Here is a 15413-nt window from a genome sequence, read left to right on the forward strand (position 1 = left end):
CGTGCCTGCTACGTCGAATCAGATTTTCACGAGCTTGGGAATCCCCCGCGTGAGTCAGCCTCAACGCACCTTAGTATTAGAACCTATCATTACAAAATTGAGCGACATTGCGGCTTCCTCCACAAGAGCATACGAAGAACGAAAAGCCGCCCTCCGGTTCCGCTTCGCTCCACCTGCAGACAGCCATGGCGTCAGAGGCAACAATGCACTAACAATCAAACCGGACCAATCGGTAGGGGCCGATCAATTCGCGTTCATTATGCTTGTTTGAACTGGAACAAGCATGACCGCGAGTGGGGCGTAACCGGATGATGTCAGTTGCGGCGTCGACCGGCTGCTTCGTCCCATGGCCGGTCGATCGCCTCCGGCGGCAGTCGACCAGAATTGGTCGTTCTCGACGTACCTCTGGAACGTCCAAGTCCGACAAAAGCAGTCACCGGTGCAGCGGTATAGAGGCTATTGGACAGGCTGGAGCATCTCCACGCCTGACGCGCCGGCCGTTCTTTGATGTGGACCCACTTGCTCATGACCGCGATCGCGTAATGTGGGTATCCAGCCAAAGCGCTTCTTCGAAGACGGCAACTGGGCTGGCGGCGATGCCGAAGTTGGCGCGGCGGTTGGGACGACGCCCATCATGACGAGCGACATCACGGCAATCATCAAAGCTGCCATCCACATTCGGGTCTGGCTTTTTTCGACGTGGCTCGGCGTTAGCGATGCATTTTTATGGCGGCACCGACGATTATTCACACCCCCCGACCTGATCCGCTTCACTGCACACATCCAACACATATTGGTAACCGGCATCGGCGTAGGAAATCCAGCTTCGGTGACGCTCATAGCCGATGGCGGGCTGGCCGTTTATGGTCAGCCACATCCATGGCAACTCATGCTGCATCGGCTCGTAATCCTTGATCGTGAATTTGCGGCTAGGCAGCAAGATGCTGTGCTCGTGGGTTTTATAATTATTATATTCCACGCACGCTTCATGAAAGCCGCTCTCATCCTTGCGATTATAATAAACGCAGTGGCGCGGGATCTTTTCCCATTCAGGAACACCCGTTGCTGGATTGATTGGCCCAGTGGAAGCCATCAAGGTCAACATCAAGGCCAACATAGTCGTTCATCCTTTCCGAATTGCCGGCGGCATCGCCCAACTGGTCATGAACCAGCCGCCACCGCACCCCACTTGCCTGAAGCATCCTTCTGCACAATCGTCAGGGAGGCCGGGTCGATAGGCCACAAGTCGGTCCCCAAGGTGAAATACCAGGCATATCCCTGGTGGGTGCGCCAGAAATCAATCGCCTCCGCCATCGGGTGATAACCAAATGGGCCGCAGAGTGGCTTCGATCCGTCGCCATTCAGTTCCCCCGACTTGCGCTGCACATCGACGATCAGCGCATCTGCGGGCAAGCCCTCGGGATGATAGGGGCGACGCAGATCGCACAATCGCGCGGCAGCCTTGTCATCCATGCTGTCCCGGGCTTCCCACAAGGCACGGGCACGGCCATCTGGGTGGCCGGCGAAGATCTTGGCCAGCAACAGCGGCTCGCCATTGCCATCGACCATCGGCTCACCCTGCTCGTCCACATATTGCAATTCTGACATATGGTTGCCGACATTCATGGTCAGCGTCGTTTCTTTGCCGTCACAACGAAGCGTCCGATACAAGAGGACATCGATGGCGAAAGCCGTTTCGCGAACGTTCCAGGAGCATCCCTCCATCGCGCTATCCTGCGCGCTGGAACCGCGCAGCAGCGGTTTAAGCTGGCTTGCGCACAGCCCCGTCAAGACGCCAGGTTTCTCGCCCGGTGCGCAGGCCACCGCCGCCTTTGTCGCGGGCGCCGGTTGCTGTGCGGCGGATTCCGTTGCGCGGCCTGCGCTATTCTGGCTACTGGCGTCAGCGTTGCAGCCCGCCGCTGTCAGGCCGACCAACAGGATGGTTGTGATCAAAACACCGCGCATTTAGGAAGCTCCTCAAGACCTGTCTTTCAGGCCATCGGCCCATTCAGGCGTCGCCCGATGGCCGTCCATGTAAATGCGGGTCGGCAATGCATTGCCGACCCGCGCGGGCGTCACTGGATCTGGCAACTTTTCTTGGTATTCGGGGCGGGGTCGCCACCCATGGCTGGATTGGTGCACATGACCGGCCCCTTCATCACCTTCCTGATGGTTCGGGAGCCATAGCCGTAGACCACTGTCTTATTGCCGGTGAAGCGGCACAACTGGCCTTCCGACGCACAGAAAGTCGGCTTGGGCACCGAGAAATCGAACTTCATCGGCTGGCCGCCCTTGCCCTGCTTCGACGCACAGCTGCGCAGGGTGGTGAGCACTCCTTCGACGCCATTCAGCGAAAAGCTGATATAGCCATCGCCCGGATCAACCATGATCTGACGCCCCTCGGTCAGCATATCGTAAATGTGGGTATCCGTTGTCGAATAAACGCCCCAGCCATTGAATACCGAATATTTGACCGCGTCGCCAACGCCGTTGAAGGCCAGCCCGCCTTCATACATCTTGGTCCGCCTGGTTGGCGTCGCGATGATGAGGTTGTCGTTCGCGGAGAATTTGATGAGCCGCATCCGGTTCTTGCCGGAGTAGATTTCCGCCGCGCATTGCCAGTATTTGCCATTGTCGAAGACGGCGTAAACCTTCCACGGTGCCCGTGTCTGATACAGCATGTCACTATAGGCGGCCGTGGCAGGTGTCGAAAGCGACGCGGCCAACAGCGCTGACAATATGATCGGATTTTTCACTTCGGTTCCTTCGTGAATTGCTTGCGTCGCGGCCTATTCCGCCTGGCTCCACTGCCCGTCGCTGTCCCTTGCCAGCAGGGTGAAGGAACCAGGGTCGATCTGGGCAACGTCCTGCCCCAGTTGGAAGAACCAGCCATGCCCCTGGAACACACGCCAATAGGCCGCCGAATCTTCGTCCAGACCGAGCGGACCACAAGCGGTACGCGGGCCATCGCCAGCAACGGCTTCGGCCTCGGCCGGGGTTAGGTCATCGACCACCAGGGCATCATCGGGCCAGACGTCTATGCCGGCCTTTCTGACATGGCATTTGGCGGCGGTCGTGCGGTCATCGACGGCAGGCAGCACGGCCTTCAGAACTGACCCGGATATATCCTTGGCATCGGCTGGCGCGATCCGCACCAGCGCCTGCCCCTTCATCGCGCCTTCGGAATCGCCATAGCCCGCGCTCTCATACACAAGCTCGCCCAGTGGCTTGCCCGGCTTGTAAACAAGCCGCGTCGACTTGCCCTTGCATTTCAGACCCCGGTAAAGCAGCACCTGCTGGTCGATCGGCGTTTCCTCAACCGACCATTCGCACCCGTTGGGCACATCGTCGGTCTGGCCGCCCGCCATGTTCAGATAAGCGAGCGAACGGGAAGCGCAGAGGCCTGTCACCGGCAGGCGGGGACCCTCGTCGGGACAGGCAACGGCCGCCTCCGGAGCCTGCGGCGCGACAGATGATGCGTTATTGCCGGCCGCATCCGATGGCTGGGTGCAAGCCGCGAGGAACGTTGCCGCGCAGGCCGCAATGCAAAGGGCGACCGTCATCGACCTGATGGGCGACTGCATGGGCCTGCGGCCGCTGCCATCGGCTCGTGCCGTGCTCTCGTCTGTCATGGTGGCTCCTGCTGATCATCCGTTTAGAACTGTGATCTGCTGATTGGCGCAACCGCCGTCACAAAGTAACTAGTAGGGTGCCTAGTCCTCTAAATCGAACATGGATTTCGCAGGTCGTGGCGGACCATTCAGTGATCGTTGATAGTGACGAGCTTAATACTGATCGGACGACCCACCCCAGCTCAAGGTGATACGGCAACCCTTGCCGACATCGGTGTCTAGTTCAAGCGTCGCATCTATCTGTCGCGCGCGGTCGCGCATGATCGTCATGCCCAGTCTGTCTGGCTTGTCGATGCCTTCAGGCGCGCAACCGCGACCATTGTCGCTTATCACCAGCAGGGCATGATTCGGCACGCATTCGAACATCAGCGTCGCTGCGCTCGCGCCGCTGTGCTTTACAATGTTATTCAGACCTTCTTGCGCGATGCGATAGAAGACTGCCCGCACCTCCGCAGGCAACGGCGCCTCGCCATTCAATTCGGACTCAATTTTCAGTCCGTGAAGGTCAGCAAAATAACGGGCAAGATCGCCCAAGCGGTCGGACAATGACCTGTCGCTGCCGACCTTGCCACGCAATTCCCCCAGAAGCGTCTGCATTTCGATCAATGCGTGCCGGTTCAGGCGAGCCACCCGCTCGGCGGTCGCAACATCGCCGCAACCATCTTCGCGAAATTGACCGGACATGGCGTTCGCCAGCATAGAGGCGGACGCCAGGGTCTGAGCGACTGCATCATGCAGATCGGCCGACAGTCGGTGACGTTCCTCCAACTGGGCGTTGTGTACCGTCATTGCTTCGATCTCGGACACGCGCTCCGCGACCCTATGCTCAAGATCTCGCAATATCGCATGCTGATCGCGTGCCATTTCATTGAAGGATTCGGTCAGATAGCCGATCTCATCATGGAAGCTGACGGAGACCTGCGTTTCCAGCCGTCCGCTGCGAAACCGTCTGATGCCTTGTAGCAACTGGTCCAACGGCCGCACGAGAAAGCCACGCAGGAACAGGGGGATGACGAGCAGAAGCGCCATAGTGACAAGGATCGAGAACAGCATCAGCGGCGCATAAAGCCGGTCCAGATAGGCCAGAAATGCTTGGTAATGATCGCGAATGAAAGGCGTATTGGTCCCGGACCCAGTCTGGACGGTGCCAGGGGTGATACCCGTCTGCCATGGGGCCGCGGTCGGGCTGAACAACGAAAATTCAGGAACAGGGGGCAGCCGCAGATAGTGGATGTCGATTTCGCCACTGGCATGGAGCGTCGTTTGCAGATGATAGCATGTGTCAGGGCCGCTTTCGTCACACCGGTCTATGCGACTGATCACGACCCTGCCCCTGTCAACGAGCACGGACAGGCGCGTTCCGGCTTCGGGCACATCGACTTGCAACGGATAAATGGCAGGCTGGGATCCTATGCCAAAAGCCGCATCGGAAGGCCGCGGCATCCTGTCAAAGCCAATGACGCCCCGACTGCTAACGAATAGCGACCGATATTGCTTCCCATAAAAGTTGAAGCGGAAGGGCAGCTCGATGCGCTGGCCCGTTTGTGCAATGTCGTAGCCACGCCCCGATACTGCCATTGATGGCAGAGGCTGCACCAGATAGCGACCTTCATCAAGCCGCAGGAAATTCACCGCCTTGCCGGTCTCCGCCAAGCCGGGCGCGCGGAATTCTGCCTCATAGGCAGGGGCCATCATCCAGGCGACGCCGTTAATAGTCCCCAGCATTACCGCGAGACTGACAATGGTCAGCTTGAACTGAAATGAAGAATGTTCCGGCAGATAGCCAAGCATCACGATCGCGAAGCCGACCAGCTGAATCAGTACCGACCAGCATATGAATATATCCAGTGGATAACGGCCAAACTGCCCTTCGTTGGGCATGAACAGGGCAGCGGTATGGATGATGGGCAAAACGCTAAAGATCAGAAAGCCCCGCGCCGCGGTCGCATCGCGATTGGCCGGCCTCTGCACGATCGCCACCAAACCCCGGAAACAGGCGGACGTCATGCCCGGGGTCTTCCGCGTACCGCCGTCCCGCTGCGCGCTTGCCAGTTGCCGCCAGAAGACAATCGTTCCCCATATGGTGGCGACATTCATCCAGCCTGCAATCCATTCCGGACGCCACCACGCCTCGCCGCGCATGATGGCAATGTCGGTTCGAACGGCGATGCCAACCTCCGCCAATGTCAGCACGATCAGTATGGCGGCGAAGGCACGGCGTTCGCGCATCGTCCCGCGCAGCGGCTTGGGAAAATAATAGCCCACCATCACGAATGCTGTCGCGGACAGAGCGCCGAAAGGCCGGGCCCAGGGCATAGACAGCGTGTTCCATGACGCCAGCGGCGACCATGGCATGGCGTAACTGATCCATCCGCCTGCCGTCAGCACGCGGATCAGCGATGCCCAGAAGGTCGGCACCAGCGCGCCGATCGCGATGGTCAGCAACAATGTCGGAACGTGGACACGCTTCAACCGAATGTCTCGCGCGACGCGGATCGCGAAATAAACGGTCAGGACAAGCGCAAGCAGCAATTCCATCAGATAGCTGATGGCGCCCGGATTCCAGAACAGGCTGGGGCCGCCTCCCGGCATGGCCGTCCAATAATCGGATTGCGGCAATGGCGCCCCCATGTCGTTCCCGGTCGGTCCTATGCCTCAATGCCCTGGCACCCTCAATCCCGACCGCGTGGCGCATCCCTGCCGTGCCGGATTGATGAAACCGCCTGGCGTCGCGGCATCATGGGATCCAACGTGGCCTGTTGCCGCAATATGACAGTTGCGATAACCGCCGCTGCCGGGGGTGCAATATTCATGCGTATTTTTAAGCCCGTAGTTGCGGCTTCCGCGATCGTTATCGCCATGCCCGCCATCGCCCGACCTGCCGAGCCGACAGGACAAGATGCGACCATCATTATCACGGGCGAAAAGGCCAATCGCACTGTCCAGGATACCCCGACCAGCGTCGCGGTGACCGGCACCGACAGGATCGCCCATGAAAATCTGCTGCGTGTGCAGGACATTTATGCGCGCACCGCGAACTTATCCGAAACCTATGGCGCGGCCGGGTTCACCATTCGCGGAATTGCCAATACGGGCGTTGGCGCGGGTGGTGATGCGGACACCGCGACCGTGTATGTCGACGGCACGCCCATTCCCGCCGATGCCCTGTACGGCGGCCCGACCGATTTGTGGGATGTCGCCCAGGTCGAAATATTGCGCGGTCCCCAATCGACGATACAGGGTCTCGATGCGCTGGCGGGCGGTGTCGTCATTGCAACCCGCAATCCGTCGATGGACCATTGGAGCGGTGACGCACGCCTGCTGTGGACGGAGCATGACGACCGGGCGTTCGCCATCGCGCTGGGCGGGCCCATCCTTGTTGACCAGATCGGCGTCAGGCTCAGCGGGGAACGACGCGCTGATGATGGCATCATTCGCAACAGCACGCGTGGCGGAACCGACGACGGCATGCGCTCGCTCAATCTGCGCGCGAAGATAGCGATAACGCCAACGGCCTTCCCAGACCTGGAAATCCTGCTCAGCTTCAACCGATTGCGAAGGTCCGGCGGCTATGTGTCGGAATATTCCCGAACCGATGTGCCCGACCATTTCGACCATCGCCGGTCTGCCGGGGACTATCCGACCCTGGGTGTGGTTCACAGCGATATAGCGGCCGTATCGATTGGCTATGAATTGTCCCCCTCCACCCGGCTTTCCAGCGTCACTTCATGGAACCGCAGTGCGGGCCGATCGCGGATCGACAGCGATGGCGGTCCGATCGATCTTCAGCATATCGACGAACATTTCCGCCATCGCACCGTCACGCAGGAGCTGCGCCTGAATCACCACAACGGTCCGCTCGATGGACTGCTGGGCCTGTGGTATTATCGCCGGGCGAGCGACAACCGTCAGGACAGCAGGATCAGCGCCCCTACACCGGTCACCACGCTTGACCGTCTGCTTCAGGCCAATGGCGTGCCCGCGCCCGTGTCCGCCGCGATCACTACCGCTTATGCTGCCGCCCTGCCCTATGCAGCGATCGATTATGAGGGTGATCTAGACAAGCACATCGAAACCTTGGCGATATTCGGCGATGCGCGGCTGCGGTTCACCTCCATCCTGTCGCTGATCGCGGGGTTCCGTTACGACCATGAACGCACCCGATATGCAGCGCAAACGAGCGCCAATCTGGGCAGCACACTGCCCGATCCCGCCGGTTTCGGCCCAGTAGAGTCGCTACCCTATTATGCCGTCCAGGCACTCAATACCGGAATGCTGGGACTGGTTAGTCAGGCTTCTTCCCCGTCTTCATCCAATGACCCGCAATTCAACGCCTTCCTGCCCAAGCTCGGGATCAGCGCGGACTGGACCTCCGCGCTGTCCACCGCTTTCACCGTCCAGCGCGCCTACCGGTCCGGCGGCGCAAGCCAGAACCGCGCCCGCGCGACGCTGGTGCGCTTTGGACCGGAATATAGCTGGAATTACGAACTGTCGTTGCGGTCCCAATGGCTGGACGGCGCATTGACCGTCAACGCCAACGCCTTTCACGTGGACTGGCGCGATCAGCAGGTCAGAGCCAATTTCGGGCTTAATATTTATGATTATCACAGCGTGAATGTGGGCCGCTCCCATCTCAATGGCTTTGAGTTGGAGGTTCAGGCTCGGCCCGTGCGAACCATCGGCCTATATGCTTCTATCGGCCATGTCCGAACCCGCTTCGACGACTTTTCCCTGCCCTCTGGTGCCACCAGCACCGTGACTCTTTCGGGCACGCAATTTCCCTATGCGCCGCGCTGGACGTTGGCTGGTGGCATCGACGCGAAACTTGCGCCGTCGCTCTGGATCAATTTCAACGGCAATTATCGCAGCGCGATGTTCACCGATGTGGGAACGGCCCAGAATCAGCAACGGGTGAAGGGACGCACGATTTTCGATCTGGCGCTGCGTCACGAGGCGCGCAACTGGACCGCGACATTGTTTGCTCGCAACCTGTTGGACCAAGATTATGTCCAATATGACTATGCTGCGGTCAACTATGCCGTGCTGGGCGATCCCCGTACAATCGGCCTGCGTCTTGATGGGCGCTTCTGACCAGACGAGGCCCCATCCTTCCGATAACAGCAAGCGGGTGATTCCCGTGAATCACCCGCCTCGCGTGGTTAGTTGGCGTACTTCAGGACGCCGTTGAAGTTTCCGATATCTTCAAGTGTCACCGAGGTTGCCGGCTTCAGCACGCCGCGGCTGTCCTTGCAGCGAGCCGACAATTTTGCGTTCGGACCCAAATTGACGGCCACGCAGGTCAGCGCGAACGACCCATTGGCGTCCTGGCGGTTTAGCGTCAGCACGCCGTTGAAGTTGGTGACATATTTGATGGCGAGCGAAGCCGGGATTTTCTGGCCATCGGCCTTGCCGCAAGACGCGGTCAGCGTTGCCTTGCCGCCGGCAATGGTCACCGCGCTGTCCGAGCAGGTCTGCTGGAAGCTCGACGGCACCGCAAGGGCAGGCTGAGGCAGCAACATGGCAGCCGGAGCGAACAGGCCTGCAACGCCGAGCGTGGTAACGAGTGAACGGTTCATAATCTTCTCCTTTGCTGATGCCGGTCGAACGGCAGTTCGGACCCGTCACTCGGCCACCGAGTTGGCTCGGAGACCGCGGCCCGGCCGCTGGAAATGTGGGTTGTCATCGCCCCCCGCGCCGATGATGGGCCAGGCACTAGTGAAGGCGTAGGAAGAAAACGACAACTGGTAGACTTACCACTGGAAAAATGCCAGGATGAAGGCTAAGGTCTGCACCTAGATTCTCTCAATATCCGATCATTTATCTGTATTATCTGATTAAGTCAGATTGGAAATGATCAGGTGTGGTTCGGCCTCCACACCATCATCATTTCAATATGTGATGGCGTGATAATCAACGGATTGATCAGGAATACTGTATATCTTAGCGCTTGAATGCGCAGACCTTGCCCCTGCGCCCGATCCAACATCCGCCGGTGCGGCGGAAATCCTCGCCGAGCAGAGTGTCCGCATGAGAAGCCTTCTCAACGCCGTTCCAGCTGACATTTGCGACGCCCCCGTCGAGCAGGGAGACATAGGCGAAGTAGCTTGGCTTCTTGCTGTTGAGGTTGATCTGGAAAGAACCATCCGTGTCCAAGTCGATACGGCAGGTCTTTTTAATATTCAGATAGGTTTTGCCACCAACGCTGATCGAGCAGTCGCCATAGACCGTCTTGGCAACGACCGGCTGAGCAGCAAGCGCAAACGCCAGACCGGCTGCGGCGCTTAGAACAGAAAATTTCTTCATCGCATGTCCTCTGTCGAACGGGCAATCCAGCGTTGCCGCGATCCGGCATCGCGCACAGGATCGTTTCCCGTTGCCGAGGGTAATGAGCGCGTCGATAAGCGGAACTGGTAGGTCTACCAGCGACGTCGCCACCCGTGCGGAGAGCGCCGGGTGGCTATAGATCGAATTCGTTGGCCAGTTGCTCGCGGACCGCGAGCGCAACCGCTTCAGCCCGGTTGGAAACCCCCAACTTCGCCAGGATCGCGCTGACATGGTAGTTAGCGGTTGAGACGGACAGGTTGAGGTAATTCGCAATCTCGGGGTTCGTGAAGCCCTTGACCATCAAAGCCAGCACCCGCCGCTGCTGCCCCGTGATGGCGGCCGGCTTTTCGCCGCTGCGGTCAGATGCGCCGCTTGCGGGCAAAACAGAGATCGTCATCCCAGCCTGAACCTTTCGGATCGCGTCGATCAACTCTTCGAATGTCACTGATTTGGGGAGATGTGCCTGCGCGCCGCTCGCAATCATGGCGTTGACCGTATGTCCTTCGGCGAACGTGCTGAGGCCAATGATGCGGATGTCCGGATGCGCACGCCGGATCGTCTCCGTCGCTGCCACGCCGCCCATGCCGGGCATACGCAAATCCATCAGGACGATATCCGGGGCGACGGTGGCGCACAGGGACAGGGCGCCCTCGCCGCAATCTGCTTCACCCACGATGTCGATATCGGCAGCGGCTGCCAACAATTGCCTGATCCCCTGACGCACGAGCAGGTGATCGTCGACGATCAGCAGGCGTATCGGCGCTACGTCCAAATCAGCAAATCCAGATCAACGTCAGATAATCCCCATGACCATGCGCGCGTTCGATTTCAAGCGTTCTCCGATCCAAGCTCACGATGCAAGGCGTCAGCCCGGCCCGTATCTGGAGGGCACGGACGGCTATGGCGACGGTTCCACGGTACCTTTGATGCGGATCACCTTGGACCCTTCGTTCACCGCATTGCTTGTGACCGTAGCGCTTTTTGATATCGGCCCCAGTCGCTTGGTATCGTATTTGACGGTGATTTCACCGAAAGCCCCCGGTGCGATCGGCTCTTTCGGCCAAGCAGGCACTACACATCCGCAATTGCCTGTCACCCGGATAATGATCAGCGGGGCGTTGCCGGTGTTCGTGAACCGAAACGTCGATGTGCCGTTGGCGCCATGTTTGATGTTGCCGTAATCATGCGTTTCCTTGTCGAACGCGATCTTCGCGCCGGACGCGACCTGCGCGAAACTGGTCGCAACCGGTGCGCTAACCAGCGCGAACGCCGCCAACATCGTCCGCATACCATGTCCCATTGCGATCTCCGCTCATGAATAGATAGGTCTGATCCTATCGAACCCCGTTCAGCTTAACCACTGGCAGAGACACTAGCCGGTAGGGCCTCCCATATCTGCTGACGTCACAAAGCACGACGGAGACGGCATACCATCCGTCTTCCTGCAAGAGACCTCTCATGCCCGGCATGGCACAAGGGCTAGGCAGGTGATCTGCCGCGAGCGCACGGAGCCGTTGATCGAAGCGGGTGGGAGAGCCGAATGACCGCATTCAGCTCGATGCCGTCGTTCGGAAGGTCAATCAAAAACGGCCGTTTTGTCCCATGGCCGGTCGATCGCCTCCGGCGGCAGTCGACCCAGAGCCGGTCGTCGTGCGACGAACACCGGAATGGCAGTTCGCTCCCAAAGCGGTCTAAAATCCGGTCGGCGCCAGTGCAACTGACGTGCACTGATTGTTGGCGGCCTCTACAGATTTTGCACCTAAGGCGCCTTGGCCAGCCTGCGCAGGGCCTGTGGTGGCTGTCCATACTGCCGCATGAACGCCTCACGCATACGGCGAATGTCGACGAAGCCCGCCTCGCGCGCGATACTGTCCATCGGGTGGCGCGTTTCCTCGATCAGCAACCGCGCGGCTTCCAGTCGCATCTGCTCGACTGCTTTGGCCGGGGTCTGGCCGGTTTCGGCGCGGAAGGCACGGGCGAACTGGCGCGGTGAAAGAGCGGCGACCTCGGCCAGCTCCTCAACTGTCAACGGATTGGCAAGATGGGCCTTGGCAAAGATCACCGCCTTCTGGATGCGGTCGCTGCTGGGGGCGAGTTCGAGCAGTTCGGAGTGCTGTGACTGCCCACCGGCTCGGCGATGATGCATGACAAGGCGGCGGGCAATCGCACCTGCCGCGTCGCGACCAAGATCTTTCTCGATCAGCGCGACGGCAAGATCCAGCCCCGCCGTCAGTCCTGCCGAGGTCCACACCGCGCCTTCGTTGATGAAGATGCGATCATCCTCGACGCGGACCTTCGGGAAATCCTCGCGCATCTGGCGAGCGTAGGACCAGTGGGTTGTCGCGCGGCGGCCATCTAGCAAGCCCATTTGTCCGAGCAGGAAGGCGCCAGTGCATAGCCCTGCCACACGGCGAGATTCCCTTGCAATGATACGCAGCGTGTCGAGTGTTGCTTCGTCTTGTCGTGGCGGCGGCGTGAGCCCGGCAAGCAAAAGCAGGGTGTCTACCTGACCGACTTCGGCCAGCGGTACTGTGGGGACGGCAAAGCCGCTGGAAGAGGTGACCGGGCCGCCTTCCACCGAAGCGATCGACAGCGTGTAGTAGGCCTCCCCCTCGACCGCATTAGCCAGTTCGAACGCCGCCTGCACGCCGAGTGCAAGGAACTGGAAACCGGGGGTGAGCACCATGGAAACGTGGGGCATATAGCCTCCCGAGGCAATGTCTGAAAAACGTAGTTTATACGTCATATCAGACAAGGTGATTCGCGTCCATAAGGTTCGTGTCGAGAGCGAGGGCGCTCTCACTGACACACACACAAGGACGCCTACCCATGACCAACAATTCCAAGGGAACCGCTCTCATCACCGGCGCATCGACCGGCATCGGCGCAATCTATGCCGACCGCCTGGCTGCCCGTGGTTACGATCTCATCCTCGTTGCCCGCAACAAGGACAAGCTTCAGACGCTGGCCGCGCAGATCGCGGACAGGACCGGCCGGACGGTCGAAGTGCTCGCCGCCGACCTCGGTGACGCTGCCGATTTGGCCCGGGTCGAGAAGGTGCTGCGCGAGGATGCCAGCGTGACCGCGCTGGTCAACAATGCCGGGATCGGCACGCACACCACGCTGCTGGAAAGCGATGTCGAAAAGATGGCGGCGATGGTGCAGCTCAACGTCACCGCACTGATGCGGCTGACTTATGCGGCGGTGCCGGGCTTCGTGGCACGCGGCGGCGGCACCGTGATCAACATCGCCTCGATCGTCGCGGTCGCCCCCGAACTGCTCAACGGCGTCTACAGCGGCACCAAGGCGTTCGTTCAGGCCTTCACCACCTCGCTCAACCACGAACTGGCCGACAAGGGCATCCGCGCCCAAGCCGTGTTGCCTGGCGCCACCCGCACCGACTTCTGGGCCTTGGGCGGGCTGCCGGTGGAACACTTGCCGAGCGAGATCGTGATGGACGCCGAAGACATGGTCGACGCGGCACTGGCCGGCCTTGATCAGGGCGAGACGACTACGATCCCGGCGTTGCGCGACATCGAACTGTGGAACGCTTTCGAGGCCGCCCGCGCCGCACTCGGCCCCCAGCTTTCGGCCACCCGTTCCGCCCCGCGCTTCCACGTCGCGGCCTGAATCCCATCCTCTCCAAGATTACAGGACAATTCGACATGAAAATCACCGGCAACACCATCTTCATCACTGGCGGCACCAGCGGCATCGGCCGTGGCCTTGCCGAGGCGCTGCACAAGCTCGGCAATCAGGTGATAATCTCGGGCCGCCGCACCGCGCTGCTTGAGGAGGTGACCGCGGCCAACCCCGGCATGGCCTCGATCCAGCTCGACGTAACCAGCCTCGAAAGCATCCAGAACGCGGCGAGCGAATTGACCCAGCGCTTCCCCGATCTCAACGTCGTGTTCAACAACGCAGGCTTCATGCCGTTTGATGACGTAAGCGGGCCGGTGGACGACAATCTGGCGCAGGAACTGATCACCACCAATTTGCTCGGCCCGATCCGGGTAACCTCCGCCCTGATCGAGCACCTCAAGACCAAGGCGGAAGCCACCGTGCTCTATACCAGCAGCGTTCTGGCCTATGTGCCAATCGCCAGCAATGCGATCTATTCCGCCACCAAGGCCGCGCTGCATTCCTACGCCCTGTCGCAGCGGTTCCAGCTGCGCGGCACCGGGGTGCGGGTGCAGGAAATCGCACCGCCATGGGTCGATACCGACCTGATCTACAAGAGCGGCGATCCGCGCGCGATGCCTCTGCCCGATTTTATCGAGCAGACGCTGGTGGCGCTGGCCACCGATGCGCCCGAGGTGATCGTCGATGGCATCAAGGCGATGCGCGACAATCCGGGTGCCAATGAACACGCCCTGTTCGAGGCCTTTAACCAGAGCCTTGTCGACAATCCGATCCCGACTGGCGCCTGAATTCCCCCCGATCAATTTCTTGAAATATGAAAGGAAAGACCATGTCTCGTATCACCATCCCCGAAACCGCCGCTGCCCCGGAAGGCTCACAGGCCACGCTGGGCGCGATCAACGGCAAGCTGGGTCGGGTGCCCAACTTCTTCCGCGTCCTGTCCAACAGCCCGGCAGTGATCAATGCCCACGCAGCGTTGAACCAAGGGCTTGGCAAGGCACTTGATCTCAAGACCCGCGAGCGCATTGCCCTTGCCGTGGCGGCGGTGAACGGCTGTGAATACTGCGATGCGGCGCACAGCTACACCGGCACGACTTTCGCCAAGCTGAGCAAAGAGGAAGTGGAACTTGCCCGCCAAGGCACCTCGGCCGATCCGGGCGCTGCAGCAGTTACAGCCTTTGCCCGCAAGGTGGCCGAGGCTCGGGGCAAAGTTTCGGCGGACGACATCGCAGCCATCCGCCAGGCTGGCTTCAGCGAAGGTCAGATCGTTGAGATTGTGGCCGTTGTCGCCGAAAACTTCTTCACCAACCTGATCAACAATGTTGCTGGCACTGAAGTGGATTTTCCGGCGATCTAGGTCAGCGCTCTCAATGCTGACAAATCCGGCAGCCTTGTGCGGTTCGAGACCGCACAAGGCTGCGGCTTATGGAAGGACGGCTAACGGCAACGCCGGTCGTTGATCAGATCTTCCACGAACAACCGCTTTGTCCCAAGTTCCGCCTTTCAATAGGCGCGGGTAAGCCACACCAAATGTCAACTTGAATGGCTGGCTTCGAGAATGCGGCGCAAGGTTTTTCCCTAAAAATTGAGTGCGAAGCTATCGCGGTCTCTCGCTGGCCGGACACGCCCGGACGCCGCTGGACGTCGTCGGATTTCAAGCAGAAGAGGACTCGAAAACGGCCCGAAAGCTTTAGAAAACAGCCATTTTTTGATGGAGATCCGAAGCGATACCCTCGTCGATACCCTGAAACTTTTTAGCTGAATGGTTCGAGTCCTTTCGCGGCCCGACCTGGTTTTTTCGACCTGCGATTCGCA

At 59.9% G+C, this 15413-nt stretch carries 15 protein-coding genes; 5 read left to right on the forward strand and 10 right to left on the reverse strand.

Annotation, left to right across the window (positions count from 1 at the left end):
* Positions 1 to 271 (forward strand): hypothetical protein (locus ACETPF_RS20500; RefSeq protein WP_373936469.1); only part of this gene is annotated, 271 nt, incomplete at its 5' end.
* A gap of 471 nt (positions 272 to 742) precedes the next feature.
* Here ACETPF_RS20500 and ACETPF_RS20505 read toward each other — a convergent pair.
* From ACETPF_RS20505 to ACETPF_RS20525, 5 genes are all read right to left on the reverse strand, one after another.
* Positions 743 to 1117 carry a hypothetical protein gene (locus ACETPF_RS20505; protein WP_373936470.1) on the reverse strand — a complete coding sequence of 125 codons (375 nt, stop codon included), beginning with the start codon at positions 1115 to 1117 and terminating at the stop codon, positions 743 to 745.
* 44 nt (positions 1118 to 1161) lie between these two features.
* On the reverse strand, positions 1162 to 1965 hold the full coding sequence (locus ACETPF_RS20510; protein ID WP_373936471.1) for a hypothetical protein: 804 nt from the start codon (positions 1963 to 1965) through the stop codon (positions 1162 to 1164).
* Between the two features lie 110 nt (positions 1966 to 2075).
* Entirely contained in the window at positions 2076 to 2756 is a 681-nt protein-coding gene (locus tag ACETPF_RS20515; RefSeq protein ID WP_373936472.1) for a hypothetical protein, read from the reverse strand.
* 33 nt (positions 2757 to 2789) lie between these two features.
* The gene (locus tag ACETPF_RS20520; protein WP_373936473.1) at positions 2790 to 3632 is read right to left on the reverse strand and encodes a hypothetical protein; all 843 of its coding nucleotides are present in this window, start codon (positions 3630 to 3632) and stop codon (positions 2790 to 2792) included.
* A 153-nt stretch (positions 3633 to 3785) separates the two neighbouring features.
* Entirely contained in the window at positions 3786 to 6263 is a 2478-nt protein-coding gene (locus ACETPF_RS20525) for a sensor histidine kinase (protein ID WP_373936474.1), read from the reverse strand.
* 180 nt (positions 6264 to 6443) lie between these two features.
* On the opposite strand from ACETPF_RS20525, the gene ACETPF_RS20530 reads away from it, so the two are divergent.
* On the forward strand, positions 6444 to 8723 hold the full coding sequence (locus ACETPF_RS20530) for a TonB-dependent receptor (protein WP_373936475.1): 2280 nt from the start codon (positions 6444 to 6446) through the stop codon (positions 8721 to 8723).
* Between the two features lie 68 nt (positions 8724 to 8791).
* On the opposite strand, the gene ACETPF_RS20535 is transcribed toward ACETPF_RS20530, so the two are convergent.
* The 5 genes from ACETPF_RS20535 to ACETPF_RS20555 form a co-directional block, all read right to left on the reverse strand.
* The gene (locus ACETPF_RS20535) at positions 8792 to 9208 is read right to left on the reverse strand and encodes a CVNH domain-containing protein (RefSeq protein ID WP_373936476.1); all 417 of its coding nucleotides are present in this window, start codon (positions 9206 to 9208) and stop codon (positions 8792 to 8794) included.
* 364 nt (positions 9209 to 9572) lie between these two features.
* The gene (locus ACETPF_RS20540; RefSeq protein ID WP_373936477.1) at positions 9573 to 9935 is read right to left on the reverse strand and encodes a hypothetical protein; all 363 of its coding nucleotides are present in this window, start codon (positions 9933 to 9935) and stop codon (positions 9573 to 9575) included.
* Between the two features lie 154 nt (positions 9936 to 10089).
* Complete coding sequence (locus tag ACETPF_RS20545; protein ID WP_373936478.1) at positions 10090 to 10728, reverse strand: response regulator; 639 nt, start codon at positions 10726 to 10728, stop codon at positions 10090 to 10092.
* 126 nt (positions 10729 to 10854) lie between these two features.
* Positions 10855 to 11235 (reverse strand): DUF1573 domain-containing protein, encoded by a 381-nt coding sequence (locus ACETPF_RS20550; RefSeq protein ID WP_373936479.1) that lies wholly within the window; start codon positions 11233 to 11235, stop codon positions 10855 to 10857.
* A gap of 480 nt (positions 11236 to 11715) precedes the next feature.
* The gene (locus ACETPF_RS20555) at positions 11716 to 12657 is read right to left on the reverse strand and encodes a GlxA family transcriptional regulator (protein ID WP_373936480.1); all 942 of its coding nucleotides are present in this window, start codon (positions 12655 to 12657) and stop codon (positions 11716 to 11718) included.
* A gap of 128 nt (positions 12658 to 12785) precedes the next feature.
* Here ACETPF_RS20555 and ACETPF_RS20560 point away from each other — a divergent pair, with 128 nt between their 5' ends.
* The 3 genes from ACETPF_RS20560 to ACETPF_RS20570 are packed head-to-tail and all read left to right on the forward strand — an operon-like array spanning position 12786 to position 14955.
* Positions 12786 to 13586 carry an SDR family NAD(P)-dependent oxidoreductase gene (locus ACETPF_RS20560; RefSeq protein WP_373936481.1) on the forward strand — a complete coding sequence of 267 codons (801 nt, stop codon included), beginning with the start codon at positions 12786 to 12788 and terminating at the stop codon, positions 13584 to 13586.
* Positions 13587 to 13621: 35 nt separating this feature from the next.
* Entirely contained in the window at positions 13622 to 14386 is a 765-nt protein-coding gene (locus ACETPF_RS20565) for an SDR family oxidoreductase (protein WP_373936482.1), read from the forward strand.
* A 41-nt stretch (positions 14387 to 14427) separates the two neighbouring features.
* A complete protein-coding gene (locus ACETPF_RS20570) occupies positions 14428 to 14955 on the forward strand; it encodes a carboxymuconolactone decarboxylase family protein (protein WP_373936483.1) in 528 nt (175 codons plus the stop codon).
* Positions 14956 to 15413: the final 458 nt, after the last annotated feature.

Source organism: Sphingobium agrisoli, assembly GCF_041877245.1.
Classification (GTDB): Bacteria; Pseudomonadota; Alphaproteobacteria; order Sphingomonadales; family Sphingomonadaceae; genus Sphingobium.